General features: G+C 40.3%; 21 protein-coding genes and 4 pseudogenes. 20 read left to right on the forward strand and 5 right to left on the reverse strand.

The annotated features are described in order from the left end of the window. Positions 1–54 precede the first annotated feature (54 nt). From prfH to BIV20_RS00020, 4 genes are read right to left on the reverse strand one after another with little or no spacing between them, the layout of a single operon-like run. Positions 55–645: a peptide chain release factor H gene (gene prfH, locus BIV20_RS00005; protein WP_075721719.1), complete on the reverse strand. Its 591-nt coding sequence runs from the start codon at positions 643–645 to the stop codon at positions 55–57. Next, positions 629–1,213 carry an SF0329 family protein gene (locus tag BIV20_RS00010; RefSeq protein ID WP_075721718.1) on the reverse strand — a complete coding sequence of 195 codons (585 nt, stop codon included), beginning with the start codon at positions 1,211–1,213 and terminating at the stop codon, positions 629–631. Before BIV20_RS00010 ends, prfH begins: the two co-directional genes overlap by 17 nt. Continuing rightward, a complete protein-coding gene (locus BIV20_RS00015) occupies positions 1,213–1,401 on the reverse strand; it encodes a hypothetical protein (protein WP_075721717.1) in 189 nt (62 codons plus the stop codon). Before BIV20_RS00015 ends, BIV20_RS00010 begins: the two co-directional genes overlap by 1 nt. Positions 1,402–1,425: 24 nt before the next feature. Next, a complete protein-coding gene (locus BIV20_RS00020) occupies positions 1,426–2,556 on the reverse strand; it encodes an RtcB family protein (protein WP_075721716.1) in 1,131 nt (376 codons plus the stop codon). Between the two features lie 449 nt (positions 2,557–3,005). Here BIV20_RS00020 and BIV20_RS00025 point away from each other — a divergent pair, with 449 nt between their 5' ends. The 19 genes and pseudogenes from BIV20_RS00025 to BIV20_RS00115 form a co-directional block, all read left to right on the forward strand. Continuing rightward, positions 3,006–3,272 (forward strand): DUF6462 family protein, encoded by a 267-nt coding sequence (locus BIV20_RS00025; RefSeq protein ID WP_075721715.1) that lies wholly within the window; start codon positions 3,006–3,008, stop codon positions 3,270–3,272. A gap of 89 nt (positions 3,273–3,361) precedes the next feature. Continuing rightward, the gene (locus tag BIV20_RS00030) at positions 3,362–3,544 is read left to right on the forward strand and encodes a hypothetical protein (RefSeq protein ID WP_075721714.1); all 183 of its coding nucleotides are present in this window, start codon (positions 3,362–3,364) and stop codon (positions 3,542–3,544) included. Positions 3,545–3,586: 42 nt separating this feature from the next. After that, a complete protein-coding gene (locus tag BIV20_RS00035) occupies positions 3,587–4,828 on the forward strand; it encodes a site-specific integrase (RefSeq protein ID WP_075721713.1) in 1,242 nt (413 codons plus the stop codon). 476 nt (positions 4,829–5,304) lie between these two features. Continuing rightward, on the forward strand, positions 5,305–5,694 hold the full coding sequence (locus tag BIV20_RS00040) for a hypothetical protein (RefSeq protein ID WP_242939869.1): 390 nt from the start codon (positions 5,305–5,307) through the stop codon (positions 5,692–5,694). A gap of 1 nt (position 5,695) precedes the next feature. Beyond that, positions 5,696–6,334 carry a hypothetical protein gene (locus BIV20_RS00045; RefSeq protein WP_083655274.1) on the forward strand — a complete coding sequence of 213 codons (639 nt, stop codon included), beginning with the start codon at positions 5,696–5,698 and terminating at the stop codon, positions 6,332–6,334. A 15-nt stretch (positions 6,335–6,349) separates the two neighbouring features. After that, the gene (locus BIV20_RS00050; protein WP_075721712.1) at positions 6,350–7,081 is read left to right on the forward strand and encodes an AlkZ-related protein; all 732 of its coding nucleotides are present in this window, start codon (positions 6,350–6,352) and stop codon (positions 7,079–7,081) included. A gap of 572 nt (positions 7,082–7,653) precedes the next feature. Continuing rightward, positions 7,654–7,971 (forward strand): annotated as a pseudogene (locus BIV20_RS16655) (pyridoxamine 5'-phosphate oxidase family protein); the annotation flags it as partial. Then, on the forward strand, positions 7,971–8,351 hold the full coding sequence (locus BIV20_RS00060; protein WP_075721711.1) for a DUF4186 domain-containing protein: 381 nt from the start codon (positions 7,971–7,973) through the stop codon (positions 8,349–8,351). The pseudogene BIV20_RS16655 and the gene BIV20_RS00060, both read left to right, overlap by 1 nt. Next, positions 8,348–8,719: a VOC family protein gene (locus tag BIV20_RS00065; RefSeq protein WP_075721710.1), complete on the forward strand. Its 372-nt coding sequence runs from the start codon at positions 8,348–8,350 to the stop codon at positions 8,717–8,719. Before BIV20_RS00060 ends, BIV20_RS00065 begins: the two co-directional genes overlap by 4 nt. 21 nt (positions 8,720–8,740) lie before the next feature. Next, positions 8,741–9,199 (forward strand): YaiI/YqxD family protein, encoded by a 459-nt coding sequence (locus BIV20_RS00070; RefSeq protein WP_075721709.1) that lies wholly within the window; start codon positions 8,741–8,743, stop codon positions 9,197–9,199. 1 nt (position 9,200) lies between these two features. Next, positions 9,201–9,419 (forward strand): aspartate dehydrogenase, encoded by a 219-nt coding sequence (locus BIV20_RS00075; protein ID WP_075721708.1) that lies wholly within the window; start codon positions 9,201–9,203, stop codon positions 9,417–9,419. 3 nt (positions 9,420–9,422) lie between these two features. After that, a pseudogene (locus tag BIV20_RS00080) lies at positions 9,423–9,665 on the forward strand (macro domain-containing protein); the annotation flags it as partial. A gap of 54 nt (positions 9,666–9,719) precedes the next feature. Beyond that, positions 9,720–10,094 (forward strand): TnpV protein, encoded by a 375-nt coding sequence (locus BIV20_RS00085; protein ID WP_001129922.1) that lies wholly within the window; start codon positions 9,720–9,722, stop codon positions 10,092–10,094. A 366-nt stretch (positions 10,095–10,460) separates the two neighbouring features. Further along, positions 10,461–12,380 (forward strand): tetracycline resistance ribosomal protection protein Tet(O), encoded by a 1,920-nt coding sequence (gene tet(O) / locus BIV20_RS00090; protein ID WP_075721707.1) that lies wholly within the window; start codon positions 10,461–10,463, stop codon positions 12,378–12,380. 54 nt (positions 12,381–12,434) lie between these two features. Then, positions 12,435–12,605: a cysteine-rich KTR domain-containing protein gene (locus tag BIV20_RS00095; RefSeq protein ID WP_004614788.1), complete on the forward strand. Its 171-nt coding sequence runs from the start codon at positions 12,435–12,437 to the stop codon at positions 12,603–12,605. A gap of 490 nt (positions 12,606–13,095) precedes the next feature. After that, positions 13,096–13,605 carry a sigma-70 family RNA polymerase sigma factor gene (locus tag BIV20_RS00100; protein WP_105116765.1) on the forward strand — a complete coding sequence of 170 codons (510 nt, stop codon included), beginning with the start codon at positions 13,096–13,098 and terminating at the stop codon, positions 13,603–13,605. Positions 13,606–13,699: 94 nt separating this feature from the next. Beyond that, positions 13,700–14,125 (forward strand): sigma-70 family RNA polymerase sigma factor, encoded by a 426-nt coding sequence (locus tag BIV20_RS00105; protein ID WP_000323895.1) that lies wholly within the window; start codon positions 13,700–13,702, stop codon positions 14,123–14,125. Positions 14,126–14,208: 83 nt separating this feature from the next. Next, positions 14,209–14,364: pseudogene (locus tag BIV20_RS00110) on the forward strand (sigma-70 family RNA polymerase sigma factor); the annotation flags it as partial. A 2-nt stretch (positions 14,365–14,366) separates the two neighbouring features. After that, positions 14,367–14,492 (forward strand): annotated as a pseudogene (locus BIV20_RS00115) (helix-turn-helix domain-containing protein); the annotation flags it as partial. An 80-nt stretch (positions 14,493–14,572) separates the two neighbouring features. On the opposite strand, the gene BIV20_RS00120 reads toward BIV20_RS00115, so the two are convergent. After that, positions 14,573–15,793: an MFS transporter gene (locus BIV20_RS00120; protein WP_002584949.1), complete on the reverse strand. Its 1,221-nt coding sequence runs from the start codon at positions 15,791–15,793 to the stop codon at positions 14,573–14,575. Positions 15,794–16,981: 1,188 nt separating this feature from the next. Between BIV20_RS00120 and BIV20_RS00125 the strand changes: the two genes are divergently transcribed. Next, positions 16,982–17,878 carry a site-specific integrase gene (locus BIV20_RS00125; protein ID WP_330554365.1) on the forward strand — a complete coding sequence of 299 codons (897 nt, stop codon included), beginning with the start codon at positions 16,982–16,984 and terminating at the stop codon, positions 17,876–17,878. Positions 17,879–18,396: the final 518 nt, after the last annotated feature.

Here is an 18,396-nt window from a genome sequence, read left to right on the forward strand (position 1 = left end):
AGAGGACGGCGGCTAGTCACCGCCTCCTACTCTATTAGTGAGTTACGCTGTTGCTTAAGCTTTCAGTTTGAAAGCCTTGCCTTCGTAGGTTCTGATAGGATTGCCTCTGACAATTCTGGTATGTTCCCTCCAGGCTGAATTAATCTGCAGTTTAACCTGTTCAGTCTGTTTGTCTTTAAGAAGGGCAGCGAGCTTTTCAAGGGCATCTTTCTTATTCAGTAGCTGGCTTCTTTCAGCAGTAGAAGTGATTGTAATACCGGTAGGAATATGGATAATTCTTACACCAGTTTCAACTTTATTTACGTTCTGACCACCTTTACCTCCACAGTGGAATCGTTCAAAGCGGATGTTCTGATCGGTGCATACTACTTCCTGCTCTGGTATGATGCTGACATCTACAAACCAGTTTTTTCGTTTATGATGAGGTCTAAAGGGACTCTGGCAAATCCACTGTACAGTCCCTTCGAGATGGCTTAAATCTTCTTCCGTCTCAAACATGATGGAAGTGCAGCTGTCGCTGAATCTTGATTTGTGTGAACTGATTTCTTTAATATCTGGGTATTCTTTTTTTAGGCATTCGAATAATTTGCAGACTGCAAGTTCGCATTCTGCAGGTCCCTGGCCTGAACTAATTTGTACTATCATTCTTTTGTATCCTTTCGGTTTTAAGTAATGTTTGTGAGTCGATGGTAGGAATAAGTCCTTCAGCACCGGCTCTTAAGTAAATATATTTCTTAATCCATAATGGTTCATTCTCAATATTATCGAGAAGTTTCTTGATGCTGCGTTTGCCAATTCTTCTGTCCATAATTGCAAGCATACGATAGAAGTAATCATCGCCATTAATTGCATCGTGAATATTTATCTCGTTGATATATATATGGATTCTTGGCATGAGCTTATAGATGTCTACCATACCAGTTTCTCTTATAGCATATAATCCAGCGTCACGGTCTTTGGCATAGTATTCTTGCCAGTATTCATCACCAGATAGATCATAATTCATATGCTCATTCATATATTCTCCTGCAGCGCTGTAGAACATTGGATTTGAGGCAAACCAGGTCTTTTTATCAACATGGATATAGAATACCGGCATTTCAGTACACCATTTATATGGGGTGGATGTGTAGACCATGAAATTGTAATTGACTCTGTTTTTAAGGCAATCTGTAAGTCGGTCATTAAGAGCCTTTCTTGTTTTGCTCCACATTATGCGTAACGTTCCTTTCGATTGATTTGCTCGTTATACTGTTTCTTTTTATTTATGTATCTCACTTTAGCACGAGGGTAGTATTTATCGCAGTGCTGACGGTATCCTGACTGGCATGCTTCTCTGCCTTTCTGACCTTCTCCAAATGCTACATAGTAATTATAAGGTGTTTCTCTGTAATGCGCCATGATTAATACCTTCTTTCGTTCTGTTTAGTTGCCACTGGCCTTGAAGTTATAAATAGGCTTGATGACTTTTTCGATTGTTACCGTATCTGTAATGACTTCCGCAATAGCATCAATGTTTCTGTATGCAAAAGGGGCTTCATCTAAAGTGTCCCTGCTGATGCAGGAAGAGTAGATTCCTTTCATGGAACTTTTGAAGCTTGATACTGTAAAGCTTGTTTTGACATCTTCGCGTTTCATGATTCTTCCGGCTCCATGAGGAGCAGAGTAGTTCCAGTCGGGATTTCCTTTGCCTGTACCAAGAATTACACCATCACGCATATTAATCGGGATAATTACCGGTTCACCTTCTCTTGCAGAAATAGCTCCTTTTCTAATAATTGGATTCGCATAGGAAAAGTCTACATAATTGTGGATACAGCTATATGAATCGAGCATTTTCCACTTCATGCCTTTTACGATTTCATCGACCATTATTTCTCTGTTAAGAGTTGCAAAATCTTGTACAATAGCAAGATCACGAAGATAATCATCCATGAGTGTTTTTTCAAGATATGTAAGCTCATAGGGGATATCAATCCCTTGTTCTTTTAAAGACTTTTGACCTACTTGAAGATAATGCTCAGTAACTTCATAGCCTAAGTGTCTGCTTCCTGAGTGGATAATGAGATAAGTATTATTTTTATCATCCTGGTCAAGCTCGATGAAGTGATTACCGCCTCCAAGAGTTCCGAGGCTAAGCAGGGCCTTTTTTTCATTGATGTGCTTGTAGCAACGAAGAGTAGTGAAGTCGAAATCTAAAGCTTTATGATACGCTTTGTTTCTAGTTTCAAATCCGGAGGGGACATTTTCTCTGATAACGGTATCAAGTCTCTGAAATTCTTTGACTTTACCTTTTACCTTGGCAAGTGTCATCCCACATCCGATATCTACCCCAATTACATTAGGAAGAACTCTTTTACCGAGAGTGGATGTAAAGCCAATAGTACCGACTTTCCCAGGGTGAACATCCGGCATCACTCTGATTTGACAGCCTTCATAGGCTTTGTTGTCGCATAAATTCTGAAGCTGAGCGATGGCATAGTCATCGATACTATGTTCAGTTGTATTTGTGTTGAAAATTGTTGCAGAGGTATAGACCCCATTGATTGTTCTCATAATGAATTCCTTTCTGAAATGAGGTGCTGCCGAAAAATAGGCACAAAAAGAACACCTCAAAGATAAGAGGTGCCGGAATCCAAAACAATCAGGGATTAGAAATATAGATTAGTCCCTATATGTACAAGCGGACAACCGGACCTCTGTTATTAGCTGTTAAATTGTTTGATAATGAGTTAGTGTGTTTCATGATTGTCCTCCTTTCGTGATAGGTGTTAAAAAGTTACATTGTTGAGAGTATACCACAGATTTAATGAAAATGCACTAAACTTGTGGTTCACTTTATATGCATATTATATCGGCAGAGAATGACAGAATATGACACTCTGAAAAGAAATTAAAAAAAGTGCGAAAAATTTTGTTCTATTTCTGTAATCACGATTTTCAGGCTCCAAGTACATATTAGAAGGTTGAGTAGACCTTACTAATTATGGAAAGGAGCTTTTTGTATGACAGAGCAGAAGAAACAGAATCTCTCTGATCCGAAGGTGCGTAAAAGATTTGTTACTTACAAGGAAGCAACAGAACTTTACAGTATGGGTCTTACAAGAGTTCAGGAGCATGCGAAGGTAGCCGGAGCAACTTACAAGATGGGAAATAAAGTGCTTGTAAATACAGATATCTTTGAAGCATACCTTGAACAGTTTAGAATACCTGGAGATTATGAGGGGATGGCAAAGAAATATATTCCGGATTTGGCTGGTTTATACCGATAAAAATTTTCAATTAAATGTTAAACAAATGTTGAACATTTAATTGAAATGGTATATAATATGGTTATGATGATTCGGAGGTGAATGAGCTTATGGCTAATAAAGATGGCAGACCGCCAGTAGAGAATCCGAAGCAGAGTGTTCTTGGCGTTCGTGTTACTCTTGAAGACCATGAGCGAATCAAGAAGTATGCAGCGGAACATCATAAAACCATATCGCAGGTTGTACTTGATGGTTTAGACCTTCTTTACAATAAGGAAGAGACCGAAAAGTAAACCGGAAGAATTTCTTTCCTTTCCTAGAAAGGAGAGATTAGAATGGCAAAAGCAAAAGTCAAACAGAGGAAGGACAACAAAGGCAGAGTTCTTCAGAAGGGAGAGAGCCAAAGAAAATTAGATGGGATGTACATATACACATATGTTGATCCCTATGGAAAACGTTGTTACGCATATTCCAAAGATCTTTTTACACTTAGAGAGAAAGAACAAGACTTAATGCGTGCGCAGATGGATGGATTGGATTATTATGTTGGAGGTCATGCAACGATCAATATGGCATTCGACAGATATATGAGCACTAAGTATAATCTTAGAGCTACAACAAGATCTAATTACATTTATATGTACGACAGATTTGTTCGAGATGAATTCGGTAATAAGTTTTTGGCTGATGTAAAGTATACGGATGTTAAGCTTTTCTATTATCATTTGTTGAATGATAAGGATATTGCAGTCAATACGTTGGAGACTATCCATACAGTAATACATCCAATATTCGATATGGCAGTCAGGGATGATATTATCAGAAGGAATCCATCTGATGGTGTGATGGCGGAAATCAAGAAGAATAGTAAAAAGAATAAGGGTATCAGACATGCCCTTACAGTAGAACAGCAGAAGGCTTTTATGGAAGCTGTGAAGACATTTCCAGAGTATTATCACTGGTATCCGCTATTTGCAACATTACTTGGAACTGGAATGAGAATTGGAGAATGCACAGGTCTTACATGGAAAGACATTGATTTTAAAAAACGTAGTATTAGCGTGAATCATTCAGCAACCTATTATATGAGAAATGGCACTGCATGTTTTGGTATTTCAGCACCGAAGACAGAAGCTGGTGTGAGACATATTCCAATGATGGGCGCTGTATATGATGCTTTGCAGAATGAATATGAGAGACAGAAAAGAGACGGTTTCTGTACCTATGAGTTGGATGGATATACAGGGTTTGTTTTTTCAAACAAGTTGAATTCACTCCATAATCCTCATTGTGTGAATCTGGCAATCAGAAGAATTTACGAAGCATATAATGCGAAGGAAATTATTGATGCCAAGAGAGAGCATAGAGAACCAGTAATTATTCCTCATTTCTCATGCCATGTATTAAGACATACATTTTGTTCTCGTCTTTGCGAGAGTGATATGAATGTGAAGGTCATTCAGGAAATCATGGGACACAAAAACATTGAGACAACGTTAGACATTTACACAGAAGTTAATTTTAACAAGAAGCAGGAATCGTTAGAAGAGTTAGCCAATAAGATAGACTTCTTCTAACATGAATATCATACAAATGGGAAGGAAAGTTCTCCGTTTGTAGAGGTTCAAAGTTACTACAACAAATCACCCCTAAGTACAACGTGTACTACAACAAAACAGTATTTTTATATGAAGTATTATGGGGGCAGATGAAGAGGTGGGAAATTCCTGAAAACCTTGAAATAAAGCGAGATAAGGGGATATGAAGAAGTACTAGAGAGTATTTCCTACGATGAAGTCTATTGATAAGTAAGAATGCAGGAAAATCAAGGGTTTCAGCATTTGGATGTAATAAAATATATAGTTGGTCAATGGGTTTTGACCAAGATTTGACCAATTTTTGGCATAGTCAAAAAAAGCGTGTAAAATGCTAATAACTAGATTGCCTAGTTCCAAATTTAAAAAAGTATTACTTTCGAGGACATTTTCTAAAGAAATTTAGAAGGTGTCCTCTTTTTTGCGTCATAAGATCAATTTTAGAAAGGATGGTTAATATGGAACACACGAAAGCTTATAAGGAGTTTAAAAAGCAGAATAAATATGGTAAGGCAGATGGTATCACATTTAAGCGAGACATATGGACAGAAATGTTTGAAGCTGCTAAAGCGGAAAAGCAGAATGACCAGTCAGAGCTTGTACCATTCTGGTGTTTCGGAAAAAATCAGAGTGTTAAAATAGAAAGGCTTGTGCCAATGTATCCTATGAGTAAGGATGAGGTTAATTATGAAAGGCTGATAAAGATTCTGTCTCTTTACCGGCTTACATTAGGGCAGGCAAGGCAGGAAGAACTTCTGGAGTATTTATTCAAGGAGTTCAAGGACACAAGTGGATTGAAGAAATTGTTTATCGACTTGAGTCCATTTTCAAAGGGAAAAGAAGGTTGATATGATGAGAATACTTTTTTGTAACATAGCGTGGATGAAGGAGTATCGAGGAAATGAAGATGGAAAAGATACTCCGTTAAATGGTGGAAGCTATGTTGATGAGACAGGAGATGCACATGAAAAATATAATTTTACACCGGTGAATATGGAGGGCAAGGAGGGCTTATATTGTCTGGGGTTTTTCGAGACAAAATCACATAATGGTAAAGATGTAAATCAAATGCGGATTGAGAATATTGCAGGTTGTGAACTATTAAAAAAAGAAGAATCAGTAGATGATGTGCTTGTTGTTTATTGTGCAAAGCATCCGGCACATAAGTTTACGACGGTCGTGGGATGGTATAAACATGCTACAGTTTTCAGACATTATCAAGAGGCAGTGTTTGCTCCAGAAGATATACAATATTACAATGCAATTGCAAACTCATCTGATTGTGTCTTACTTCCTGCAGGGATTAGATCAAGAAAGGTACAATGGGAAGTCCCAAGAAAATCAAATGGTTGGGCTTATGGATTTGGACGGGCAAATGTGTGGTATGCAAGTGAAGAAGATAGCAGGTTACAAGATTATCTTACGAGATTAGTAAAACAGATTGATGAATATGATGGCGAAAATTGGATTGACAAGTACGCTGAGTAATGAGGTACACATATTATGGGAAACGAATCAGGTGAATGGATTATGCATGGCATGAATTGGGACAACCCGGATTGCATCCATTCTGTAGATGAAGCAATCAAGTATATAAATGAATTTGGCTTTTTACCATTATTTAAGAATGACATAGATGGGTTTTCACTTGAAGAAAGAACTGTTCCAGAGTACTGGTGGAGTGATAATCCGGAGATTGATCCATGGATGTGGCGGGCTATTATAGCAAGGCGGCATGATATCGTCTATGGAAAGTTCTTTGATAAGAAGGCAGGATTTATATCAAAAAATTGGTTTCCTGTATTTGCTAATTATCGCCGGGATGGATATGATTTTGATGCATTATATGATGATGGAAAAGCGCCTAATAAGCATAAAAAGATAATGGTCAATTTTATGGAAGATAATGCTGATTCAGAGATTTATTCAAATGAATTGAAAAAACAAGCTGGATTTGGTAAGGATGGAGAAAAGGGATTTGATGGTGCAATAACGAATCTTATGATGCAGACATATCTGTGCAACTGCGATTTTAAGAAGAGAGTGAATAAAAGAGGTATTGAATATGGATGGGATGTGGCAGTGTATTCATCTATTGAGCATATCTATGGATACGATTATGTGACTTCCTGCTACAAGGATAATCCACAGGATTCATGGAAGCAGATTGTAGATTATATGCATGAGATGTATCCGGAGGCAACGGATAAGCAGATAAGGAAAGTGTTAAAATAAAACAGTGAATTTTTGAGGTGAATATACATAAAATGAATGTAAAAAAATCCGCAGCTTATTGCAAGCTGATAGAAAATGTAAAAAACAAATATCGTAAAAATCCTATATACACAAAGAACCTGACACTTGGCTGGTGCGATTTACGTCAGGGAGAAGATTTGTGTCAGGAAATTAACCTATGGACATATTGGCAAGGGAGAGATTACGCCAAGAAGACACCACATATTAAGTATATGCTGATAGGTCAGGATTTTGGACCGCCTGAAAAGGAAGAGATAAAGGGTACGATTGCAAATGTCCGTAAGATGAATGATGGCGTAGATGTGATGTTCCATGAAAATGTAGATTTGGAAGCAAGGGATTCACAGACGGATAAAAATATTGTCAGATACTTTGAACTGCTTGGTAAAAATGAAATTGACAAGAAAAAATATCCAGATTTGTTTTTCTGCAATTGTAATTTGGGCTATCGCAGAGATAAGTATTCTGGAAATATGACCAGAAAGATATTGGCAAATGATGCAGCCGAAATAAAATCACTGATTGACATTATAGAGCCAGAAAACATAATCTGTAGACCTTTTGGAACAGCACACATTTTTGAAGGAAAGCTGTATATTCAGACTGGAAAGGTAAAAGATGTTTCAAAGCAGATTCACGCAAACCCGAAGGTAGAAATCTGTGCATTTAAAAATGGCGAGTGGCTTCGTGTAGCCGGAGAACTTGTAGAAGATGACAGAAGAGAAGCAAGACAGTCTATGCTCGATGCTTATCCATCTTTACAGAATATGTACTCAGCAGATGATGGAAATACAGAGGTGTTCTATTTTAAAAATGCGACAGCTACATTTTCATCATTTACACATGAGCCGGAAGTAGTGAAGTTTTAATGACTAAGGATGAATGGTACAGGCAGTTATTTGAGCGGTTGGATAATTCCAAGTTCCGAAGCAGTTTTCACTTGAAACAGAAAGATATTGATTACATAAATGAGAAGGGACTTGATACCATCAGACAACACGCTGCGGACTTTATTGCAAAGAGGGAAGCTCCGGCATATATAGCAAATGATGGCAAACAGACACCAATGCGTGGACATCCAGTATTTATTGCCCAGCACGCAACAGCAACATGCTGCAGGGAGTGCATCCGAAAGTGGCATAAAATGCAGCCGGGCAAGGAACTAAGTCAGGTGCAGCAGGATTATCTTGTAGATGTAATTATGACATGGATTCAAAAAGAAATGGAGAGGCAGGAATATATAATATGAGTTTAAAAAATGTATTGATCGTTGTTGATAACATTGACGAATCAATTGATTTTTATGAAGAACTGTTTGGACTGCGTGTGATTACAAGGCTGGAAGGTAATGTAATAATGTCTGAGGGGCTTGTGTTGCAGGATGTAGATGTATGGTATGACAGTACAAAAATACCTACAACTCCACATAACAATATGACGGAACTTTATTTTGAAGATAATGATATAGAAGGTATTATTAAAAAATTGGAGTCTGGCAAGTATGTTGTAAGTTATGTTACGGAGTTAACGGAACTTGAAGGTGGACAGAAGCTTGTGAGATTTTATGATCCATCAGGAAATCTTATAGAAGTACGAACACCAGTTAATTACAGCTGAAGAAAGCAGATTTGAGGTAAAATGCAGATATTTGTAGATGCAGATGCATGTCCGGTAGTAGATATTGTAGAAGAAATAGCAGAGAAATATAATATTCCAACCACCTTGCTGTGTGATACGAATCATATTTTGTATTCTGATTACAGCGAGGTGATTGTGGTAGGTGCAGGAGCAGATGCGGTAGATTATAAGCTGATCAGCATTTGCCATAAAGGGGATATTGTAGTATCGCAGGATTATGGTGTAGCTGCTATGGCACTTGGAAAAGGTGCATATGCTATTCACCAATCCGGCAAGTGGTACACGAATGAGAATATTGACCAGATGCTTATGGAGCGGCATCTTAACAAAAAGGCAAGACGCAGCTCTCACAAGAATCACATAAAGGGAGCAAGGAAGCGTACAGAAGATGATGATGTACGCTTTGCGCAGTCATTTGAAAAACTTATATTGATGGCAAAGTCAAAAGAAGGTGCTTAGAGTGGGACTTTTTAAGAAAAAGACAGTTACAAAGTTATATGATAAAGAAAATAAGAAACCGGTAATCAAGGCGAGCATATGTAATGGCGAGCAGGTTGCTGGATTTAAGGATATTCATACTGGTAAGATAGAAGAGGTTATGCTGATCAAGAATCAGGCAGACCTTGATGCATTCAAGAAAATGTATGGAATAGATGATGACATAGAGAAGGAATATTAAACAATGTATTTGATTAAGACGATAAAAGGTGATATTACAAAGGCAACAGATGTGCAGGCAATCGTAAATGCAGCAAACAATTCACTTCTTGGCGGAGGTGGTGTAGATGGTGCGATTCACAGAGCAGCAGGACCGGAACTTCTGGCGGAGTGCAGGACACTTCATGGATGTGAGACTGGAGAAGCAAAGATAACAAAAGCCTATAATCTGCCATGCGATTATGTTATTCATACTGTAGGACCGATGTAGGACGGATTTTGCGGACATTCAAAATAAAAAAGAATGTGGAGGTAACAGACAATGGCAAAATCATTATTTGAGGAACTGGGCGGCAAATACGAAAGGCAAGGGGATTATTTGATACCGTGCTTAACTGTACCCGCCGAAGAAGAACAGGCAATAGGCATCTGGGGGCAACGGCATTTAGATTATCTAAAACAGTACCGTAAAGTTACATACACCAATCTTCTTACAAGCGGCAGGCTAAACGCCTACCTTGCCGACATCAACAGACAGGCACAGGAACGCTTTGAAAGGCTCATAGAGGGTATGAAACAGGCACAGGGCATAACGGAACAGCTAAAGGCAGAAAACGCCTTAGAATGGACAGGATGCCTCAATAACATAAGGGCTTGTGCGAGGGAGATTGTGGAAAAGGAAATTATTTTTGCATAAACAGATGATTAGTGGCAGGGGGAAATCCTGCCGCTTTTTCTGCTTTAGTTTGTCAGCTTGACAAATAAAGGGTTAAGGAATATAATTAGATTCAGTATTATACAAGGAGTTAATAAATATGCGGCAAGGTATTCTTAAATAAACTGTCAATTTGATAGTGGGAACAAAAAGTAGCAGTCCCGTTTCACTTTTAATATGGGGCTTAGTTTTTTGTACCCAGTTTAAGAATACTTTTATCATGTAATTTTATATGCCCGAAAACATATAAGTGTTTTGGGGCTATTGGAGTTATTTACCCAGTGATAGGAGTATTTATCACTGGGTATTTTTATGCCCTTTTTTGGGTGTTGATAGGAGGAAAATCACATGAAAATAATTAACATAGGCATTCTGGCTCACGTTGACGCAGGAAAGACAACATTAACGGAAAGTTTATTGTATACCAGTGGTGCAATTGCAGAACTAGGGAGCGTAGATGAAGGCACAACAAGGACAGATACAATGAATTTGGAGCGTCAAAGGGGAATCACTATCCAGGCAGCAGTGACATCTTTTCAGTGGGAGGATGTAAAAGTCAACATTATAGATACGCCAGGCCATATGGATTTTTTGGCGGAAGTATACCGTTCTTTATCCGTATTAGACGGAGCAGTATTATTAGTTTCTGCAAAGGATGGCATACAGGCACAGACCCGTATACTGTTTCATGCACTACAGACAATGAAGATTCCGACAATCTTTTTCATCAATAAAATTGACCAAGAGGGGATTGATTTGCCAATGGTATATCGGGAAATGAAAGCAAAGCTTTCTTCGGAAATTATAGTGAAGCAAAAGGTTGGGCAGCATCCCCATATAAATGTAACGGACAATGACGATATGGAACAGTGGGATGCGGTAATTATGGGAAACGATGAACTATTAGAGAAATATATGTCAGGGAAACCGTTTAAAATGTCAGAACTGGAACAGGAAGAAAACAGGAGATTCCAAAACGGAACGTTATTTCCCGTTTATCACGGAAGCGCTAAAAACAATCTGGGGATTCGGCAGCTTATAGAAGTGATTGCCAGTAAATTTTATTCATCAACGCCTGAAGGTCAATCTGAATTATGCGGGCAGGTTTTTAAGATTGAATATTCAGAGAAAAGGCGGCGTTTTGTTTATGTGCGTATATATAGCGGAACATTGCATTTGAGGGATGTTATTAGAATATCTGAAAAAGAGAAAATAAAAATCACAGAGATGTGTGTTCCGACAAACGGTGAATTATATCCATCCGATACAGCCTGCTCTGGTGATATTGTAATTTTACCAAATGATGTTTTGCAGCTAAACAGTATTTTGGGGAACGAAATGCTGTTGCCGCAGAGAAAATTTATTGAAAATCCTCTCCCTATGCTCCAAACAACGATTGCAGTAAAGAAACCTGAACAGCGGGAAATATTGCTTGGGGCACTTACAGAAATTTCAGATGGCGACCCTCTTTTAAAATATTATGTGGATACTACAACGCATGAGATTATACTTTCTTTTTTGGGGAATGTGCAGATGGAAGTCATTTGTGCCATCCTTGAGGAAAAATATCATGTGGAGGCAGAAATAAAAGAGCCTACTGTTATATATATGGAAAGACCGCTTAGAAAAGCAGAATATACCATCCACATAGAAGTCCCGCCAAATCCTTTCTGGGCTTCTGTCGGGTTGTCCATAGAGCCGCTCCCTATTGGAAGCGGAGTGCAGTATGAAAGCAGAGTTTCACTTGGATATTTAAATCAATCGTTCCAAAATGCGGTTATGGAGGGGGTTCTTTATGGCTGCGAGCAGGGGCTGTATGGATGGAAAGTGACAGACTGTAAAATCTGTTTTGAATATGGATTGTATTATAGTCCTGTAAGTACCCCCGCAGACTTTCGGCTGCTTTCCCCTATCGTATTGGAGCAGGCTTTAAAAAAAGCAGGGACAGAACTATTAGAGCCATATCTCCACTTTGAAATTTATGCACCGCAGGAATATCTCTCACGGGCGTATCATGATGCTCCAAGGTATTGTGCAGATATTGTAAGTACTCAGATAAAGAATGACGAGGTCATTCTGAAAGGAGAAATCCCTGCTAGATGTATTCAAGAATACAGGAACGATTTAACTTATTTCACAAATGGGCAGGGAGTCTGCTTGACAGAGTTAAAAGGATACCAGCCAGCTATTGGTAAATTTATTTGCCAACCCCGCCGCCCGAATAGCCGTATAGATAAGGTTCGGCATATGTTCAACAAGTTAGCTTAACAGCTTGCAAAAGTCATATAAAATGAGATTTGAAAGGATTAGAGACTAATTATGATGAAATGCGAATGGATATTGTGTCCTGTTTGTGGGAGCAAAACCCGTAATAAAATTAGGAAGGACACTGTTTTGGAGAATTATCCCCTTTATTGTCCAAAATGCAGACAAGAAAGATTGATTAAAGTTGACAACTTGAAGATAACTGTCATCAAAGAGCCAGACGCTTAAGACGCAGAGCCGATGAAATTGTGGAACAATTCACGAATCATCGGCTCTTTTTGTTTCGTATTTGAAAGAACAAACTCACCAAATAAAAAAAACGATATTCGGGTGGGTTATTTTGTTATACCCTAAATTACCCTCTGAATTTGTTTTTAAATTTGGAGGGATTTTTTTATGTCCTTTTTTCGGGCAGTTATCTATCTGCTCATACGAAGCAAAATTTATCAATACATAGCATATCAGAGAACGGCAGGAAACCAGTTAAAAAAATTTCTGCCAGTGCAACGGTACTTCTCACCTTGAAAGTAGAAGTACAATCTCCATACAATAGAATTACTATTTCCTATAACCGTAAAGGTCACAGAGCCTTTGCGGTTTTTCTTTTGTCGATTTTTGTTGGAAAGTGCCGTAGGGCTGTTTCTGATATGCGGTGTCGTTCTCCGCCTCTCCATCTGGATTTTTTACATTTCAAAAATTCAGATGGGAGGTATTTATGGTGAAATATGCACCAAGAAAGGTATATATCAGAGAAAGTGGCGGCTATGTGGAATTATCCTACACGGAGTTCTGCCGTTGCAGGGAATCCGACCAGACCTATATGGACAAGCTGTTTATCCCCATTCAAGGCTGTCTGCTTGAAGTCGTGAGGGAGCAATACACAGACTTCTACCGTGACAAGGAACGGTGGCGTTATCTGCAAAAATTAGATACAAAGAATAGACTGCTATCTCTCGACGGATTTACGGACAGCGAGGGGAATCCTCTGGACTTTATCACTGATGAAGCGGTGGACATTGCAGAAACCGTTGTCAATGCGGTCATGGTGGACAGGCTGAAAGCCGCCCTGCCTTTGCTGTCGGATAGTGAACAGGAGCTGATACAGGCAATCTTTTTTGACGGACTTTCCGAGCGTGAAGTCGGGGCGAGGTTGGGCATAACCCAGAGCGTTGTAAACAAACGCAAAGCCAGAATCCTAATAAAACTAAGAAAGATAATAGAAAATTAAAATTTAAGGCGTTCAGCCCCCTTGTTTTTTCCTTTGGGAAGATGAGGGGGCTTTTCTCTGCCCTCTCAATCAATTCTGATTGGAGGAAGTAAGAATGGCATACAACCACGGACGGGAGGACAGGAAATGGCGTATCTGGAAAGAAGCGGAGGAAAAGCTGCTGCGTGAGTGCGGCGTTGATGAAGCGACCATTGAGCAGATACGCATGGCGGACAGGGCAGACTTCAATTCCAATAGGCGGTTTTACCGATGGACGAATGACGTTGCGGAATATCTTGAGGACATGGCAGGCAGGGAGCGGCAGGCGGAAGTGGGTACGGTTGCGGAGTTACTGGAAGAGATTGAGAGCGAAAATCTCTATCAAGTATTAGTCACGGTGGACGGGCGTACCTTGAAAATCGTCCTGCTGAAAATGCAGGGGTATTCCACAAAGGAGATTGCCCCGCTTGTGCATTTGACGACTGGTGCCATCTATGCGAGGTTAGACCATCTGCGGAAGAAGCTGCGGAAAATTTTATAGCTTCTAAAACAGCCTGCCATCCTGCGGGCTACTGGGTGAGGGATGGAAATCCCCTCACTCATTTTTTGCAGGAGGACAACAGGATGGCATACAGGGTTAAGGCATACACGCTTCGGGAGGAATCCACGGAAAGCGGCACAAGGTATTTTATCAGCTTTAAGGACGGGCAGGGCAAATCCCACGAGTTGGAAGTGTCGGAACAGTTCTTTATGGAGTTTCGGCAGATGGAGCGCAGGAACAGTTTATCTGCAAACGGCTCAAGCTGAATTTTAGGAAGCTGTCAGTAGAAGAACGGAAGTGGCTGAAAAAGATTGCGGAAAAATCCGACTTGCTGAAGAATCCAAAACCGCAGAGAGGACGAAGATAAAAAATGCCTGAACGGCGGTTCTGGTTTTTCAGAACCACCATCCAGGCATTTTGTTTAGTAATAGAAAAAGGTGCAGTTGATTATTGCGTATTGTCAATCTCTCTCAAACCGGGTAGTAAAAATACGGCAAGCGCAACGATGATAATGCCAATTCCGCAAATGACAAACCATTTCTCAACTCCCAGCCGCTCCGCCAGAGGCCCGGAAATGACAAGGCCAAACGGCATGGCGAGGGAAGCGGCGCTTGTCAGTAGAGAAAAAACTCTCCCCAGATATTCTGGTTTGACCGTTTCTTGAAAAATCGCATTTTGCACACCGTAAAATGGAGCGGAAATTCCCATAACAGTACAGCACACAACAAAGACAAGAAATGCGTCTGGCGGCAAAAGCCCGGAGAGCATATTGCTAACGCCCATCAGGAGAACGGAAAGACCGATGGTGTACCGCCGTTTCTTAAAACCGCCCCAAATGCTCAGAATGACTCCGCCAAGCAGCATACCAACCGCAAAAGCAATTTCAGCGGCAGAGGCATGGGCCGGTGTTCCTTTGAAGTATGACATACAGATGAGAGGAAAAAGCGTACTGATTGGCATATAAAAGAACATATAAATTACACCAATCCAGAGCAGAGCAAAGAGGCCCCTGTTTTGCTTTAATACCACATACCCCTCTTTCATATCCTGTAAAAACTGTTGTCTTTTCGTTTCTGGACATAGTTCAGGCGTTGGTATGGACGAAATCGCAACAGTCACACAGGCAAGGATTGCACCCACAATATCTAACAATATAATTGCATTAAGAGGCCAAACAGCATATAAAAACGCTGCGGCAGCTGGACTGATAATCGCACTTACTGCTTGCATGGTCTGCGTGTAACCAGCGCATTTTGTAAGTTCCTCTTTTGGCACAATCATAGGTGTTGCTGCGCTGAATGCTGGAGAATGAAAAGCAGTTCCCGCACTTCGGATTAACAGGACAACCATAATAGACCATACGGGCAATTCCATGTAAAACGCCACCAGCGCCAGAATACCGCCAGCGGCGGCAATTATCAAATCCGCACCAATCATTACGCTTTTACGGCTGTGCCGGTCAACAAAAGCACCTGCAAACGGGCCTAAACAGGCTTGCGGCAAAAATCCAATCAGTGTTGCCGCCGTCAATATGATTGCAGAATTAGTTTTCGCAACCAAATAAAAGATAATGGCCATTTGCAAAATACCGCTGCTAATAAAGGATATTGCTTGTCCGGCAAGAAGTGTAAAATAAGTTTTTCTCCATGAATTGTTGTTTTGGGTCATAATGCGAACCTCCTTTTTTATTGCATTGTTCCTTTGTTTCTGTAATAAAAAGCAGGCGTTGTCCCACAGAGAGGGCAGACGCCTGCATAACAACAAAGCACGAAAAAACACCACGATACAGTTCAAAGACTGCTCGTGTCAAACCTACGTGTTCCTTTGCATACGCACGCAAAAAAAGCCCACCATCATGTGGAAAGGTACTTCTACTTTTTATTGCTTATTAGCGTACACAAATTAACACACGTAAGCCTCCTTCCAATCTCAAACTGTCGCACAGTATAACACACATCCGATAGACTTGTCAACCATTTTTAACCTTGTTTTCCATCTTGTTTTTCCATCTCTTACGGGCAGTAGCAAAGCCAGGCGAGCCAGTCAACGGTCAAGATGAACGGCGCTTTCAGCGCCGCCGTTGACAGTCTCGCCCGTCTTTGCTAATGGGTAATCAAGGCGGGAAAGCCATTTTAGGGCTTTCCCGCCCATTTCAATTTTGGGAGAAGAAAGGCCCCAAAATGAACGAGTGCGGCCAAACACTTTTAGGGATTGGCCACCTTGTCCACCCATCCAGCGGGGCGGCGGGGAACGGTCAAGGCCGGGCGTCAGCCCATTCATTTCAGCCTTGACGGTTTCCTGCCGTCCTGCTACTTTTCCCGGAGTGTGGCCACACATCTGGTCACGGTGTCCAGAGCTTTGGGACTTTTTGTCCCATAGGCCGGGGGCGGAGGACGAGGGACGGGGGCTTTCATAATACGCCCTGTCTGCTGCTGAAATCAGCCCTTTGTTTCCGGCTTACCAGCCCCAAACAAAGCCCTGCTTTCCTGCCGCGTCAAATGCCCTTGCCCTCCCCGGCGGCAACGGTATTTTCAGGGCAACGCCGACAGAGCGTATAACACACTACACTTTGCTCCGCAAAGTCGTGTGCCAAATGGGGCGCTGCCCCCTTTGGAAACCCCCGCAACAAACAGGTGCTATGCACCCAGCCGGGAGCATAGCGCCGTTTGTTGTCAGCAGCCCGTTTCACGGTCTGCGTGTAGTTCCTTGTAAACTGACCTAAAGGCTGATGTAAACTTTTTGTTTGACAGGTACATATCAACTAAAACAGAATTGCGCAGCACTACTTACAGTAATTATTTGTACACATGGAATCATTTTATTCGTGATACATTTGGCAAGAAGAAGGTAAGAGATGTGAAATACTCAGACGTGTTGTTCTTTTATACAGATTTGATTAATAATCAGGGATTACAGATTAATACGCTTGAGACAATTAACACAGTACTAAGACCTACATTTCAGCTTGCTGTGAGAGATGATATCATAAGGAAGAATCCGGTAGATGGAGCATACTGTGAAGTAAAGAAGCGTAATGGTGGTGCCAGAAAAACAAGGCGAGCGTTGACTGTGGATCAGCAGAGAAAATTCATGGAGTATGTAGCAAAGAATCCGTTCTTTTATCACTGGTATCCATTCTTTGTATTTTTGTTAGGAACTGGATGCAGAATAGGAGAAGCAATTGGGATACGCTGGGATGATATTGATTTGGAAAATCGAATCATTGATATCAATCATAGCTTAACATATTACCAGAGAGCGGATGATTCATATAAATGTGAGTTTAGAGTATCTTTGCCAAAGACGGAGGCAGGTAATCGTAGAATACCTATGATGCAGCAGGTATATGATGTGCTTCAGGAAGAATATGAGAGACAGAAGCAGGAAGGCTTTTGTGTTGAGAATGTGGATGGAATGACCAATTTTGTATTTACAAACCGATTTGGGATGCCACATAACCCAGCAGCAGTAAACCGGGCAATCAAGAGAATTGTGGATACACATAATTCAGAAGAAGAGGTGGCTGCTAAAAAGGAGAAGAGAGAACCTGTTATGATTCCAAGATTCTCCTGCCATATCTTCAGACATACGTTTGCATCAAGATTTTGCGAGAATGAAACCAACATCAAAGTAATTCAAGAGGTAATGGGACATGCTGATGTATCGACTACCATGAACATATATGCAGAAGCAAACCCAGATGTTACCAAATCAGTAATTGAGAAATTATCAAAAAATATGGATATTTTTTAGAAAAGAGTCCTGCGATTGAACTCTTTGAAGATTGAAAAATATACCTATTCATACTGTGACAAATATGTTATACTTGCTAAGTATTGTTGTGTTTGACACAGCAGTACATGCATAAAATAAAAAGACGTATTTTAAGGCGAATGACATCTTTTGGACGCACAAAAGTCAAAAAAACGTCCAAGAGTATCCAAGTATATAGAATCCGGGAAAGCCCATTTTCCAAGGGTTTGCAAGAATATACAAGAGTTAGCTTAGCAATCAAAAAAATTCCCGACGATGAAGAGTTTGGATAAATAAAGCCAGTGTTTATCGGGCTTTGCAGACTTTTTAGTCTCGAGATTATGCAAATATTATGCAAAGTTTGCATAATGTATGGAGCATAATGTAAGGATTTGTAAAAGGACACAATGAGAAATAACTGAAAATTAAAGAGTATTGACCAGTGTGTATGGACCACTTTCAAGTGTAGACTTGGGAGTGGTCTTTTTGCTTTTATGGGTTCGGTTTCGATTAATTAT

The organism is Roseburia sp. 499 (assembly GCF_001940225.2).
GTDB lineage: Bacteria > Bacillota > Clostridia > Lachnospirales > Lachnospiraceae > Petralouisia.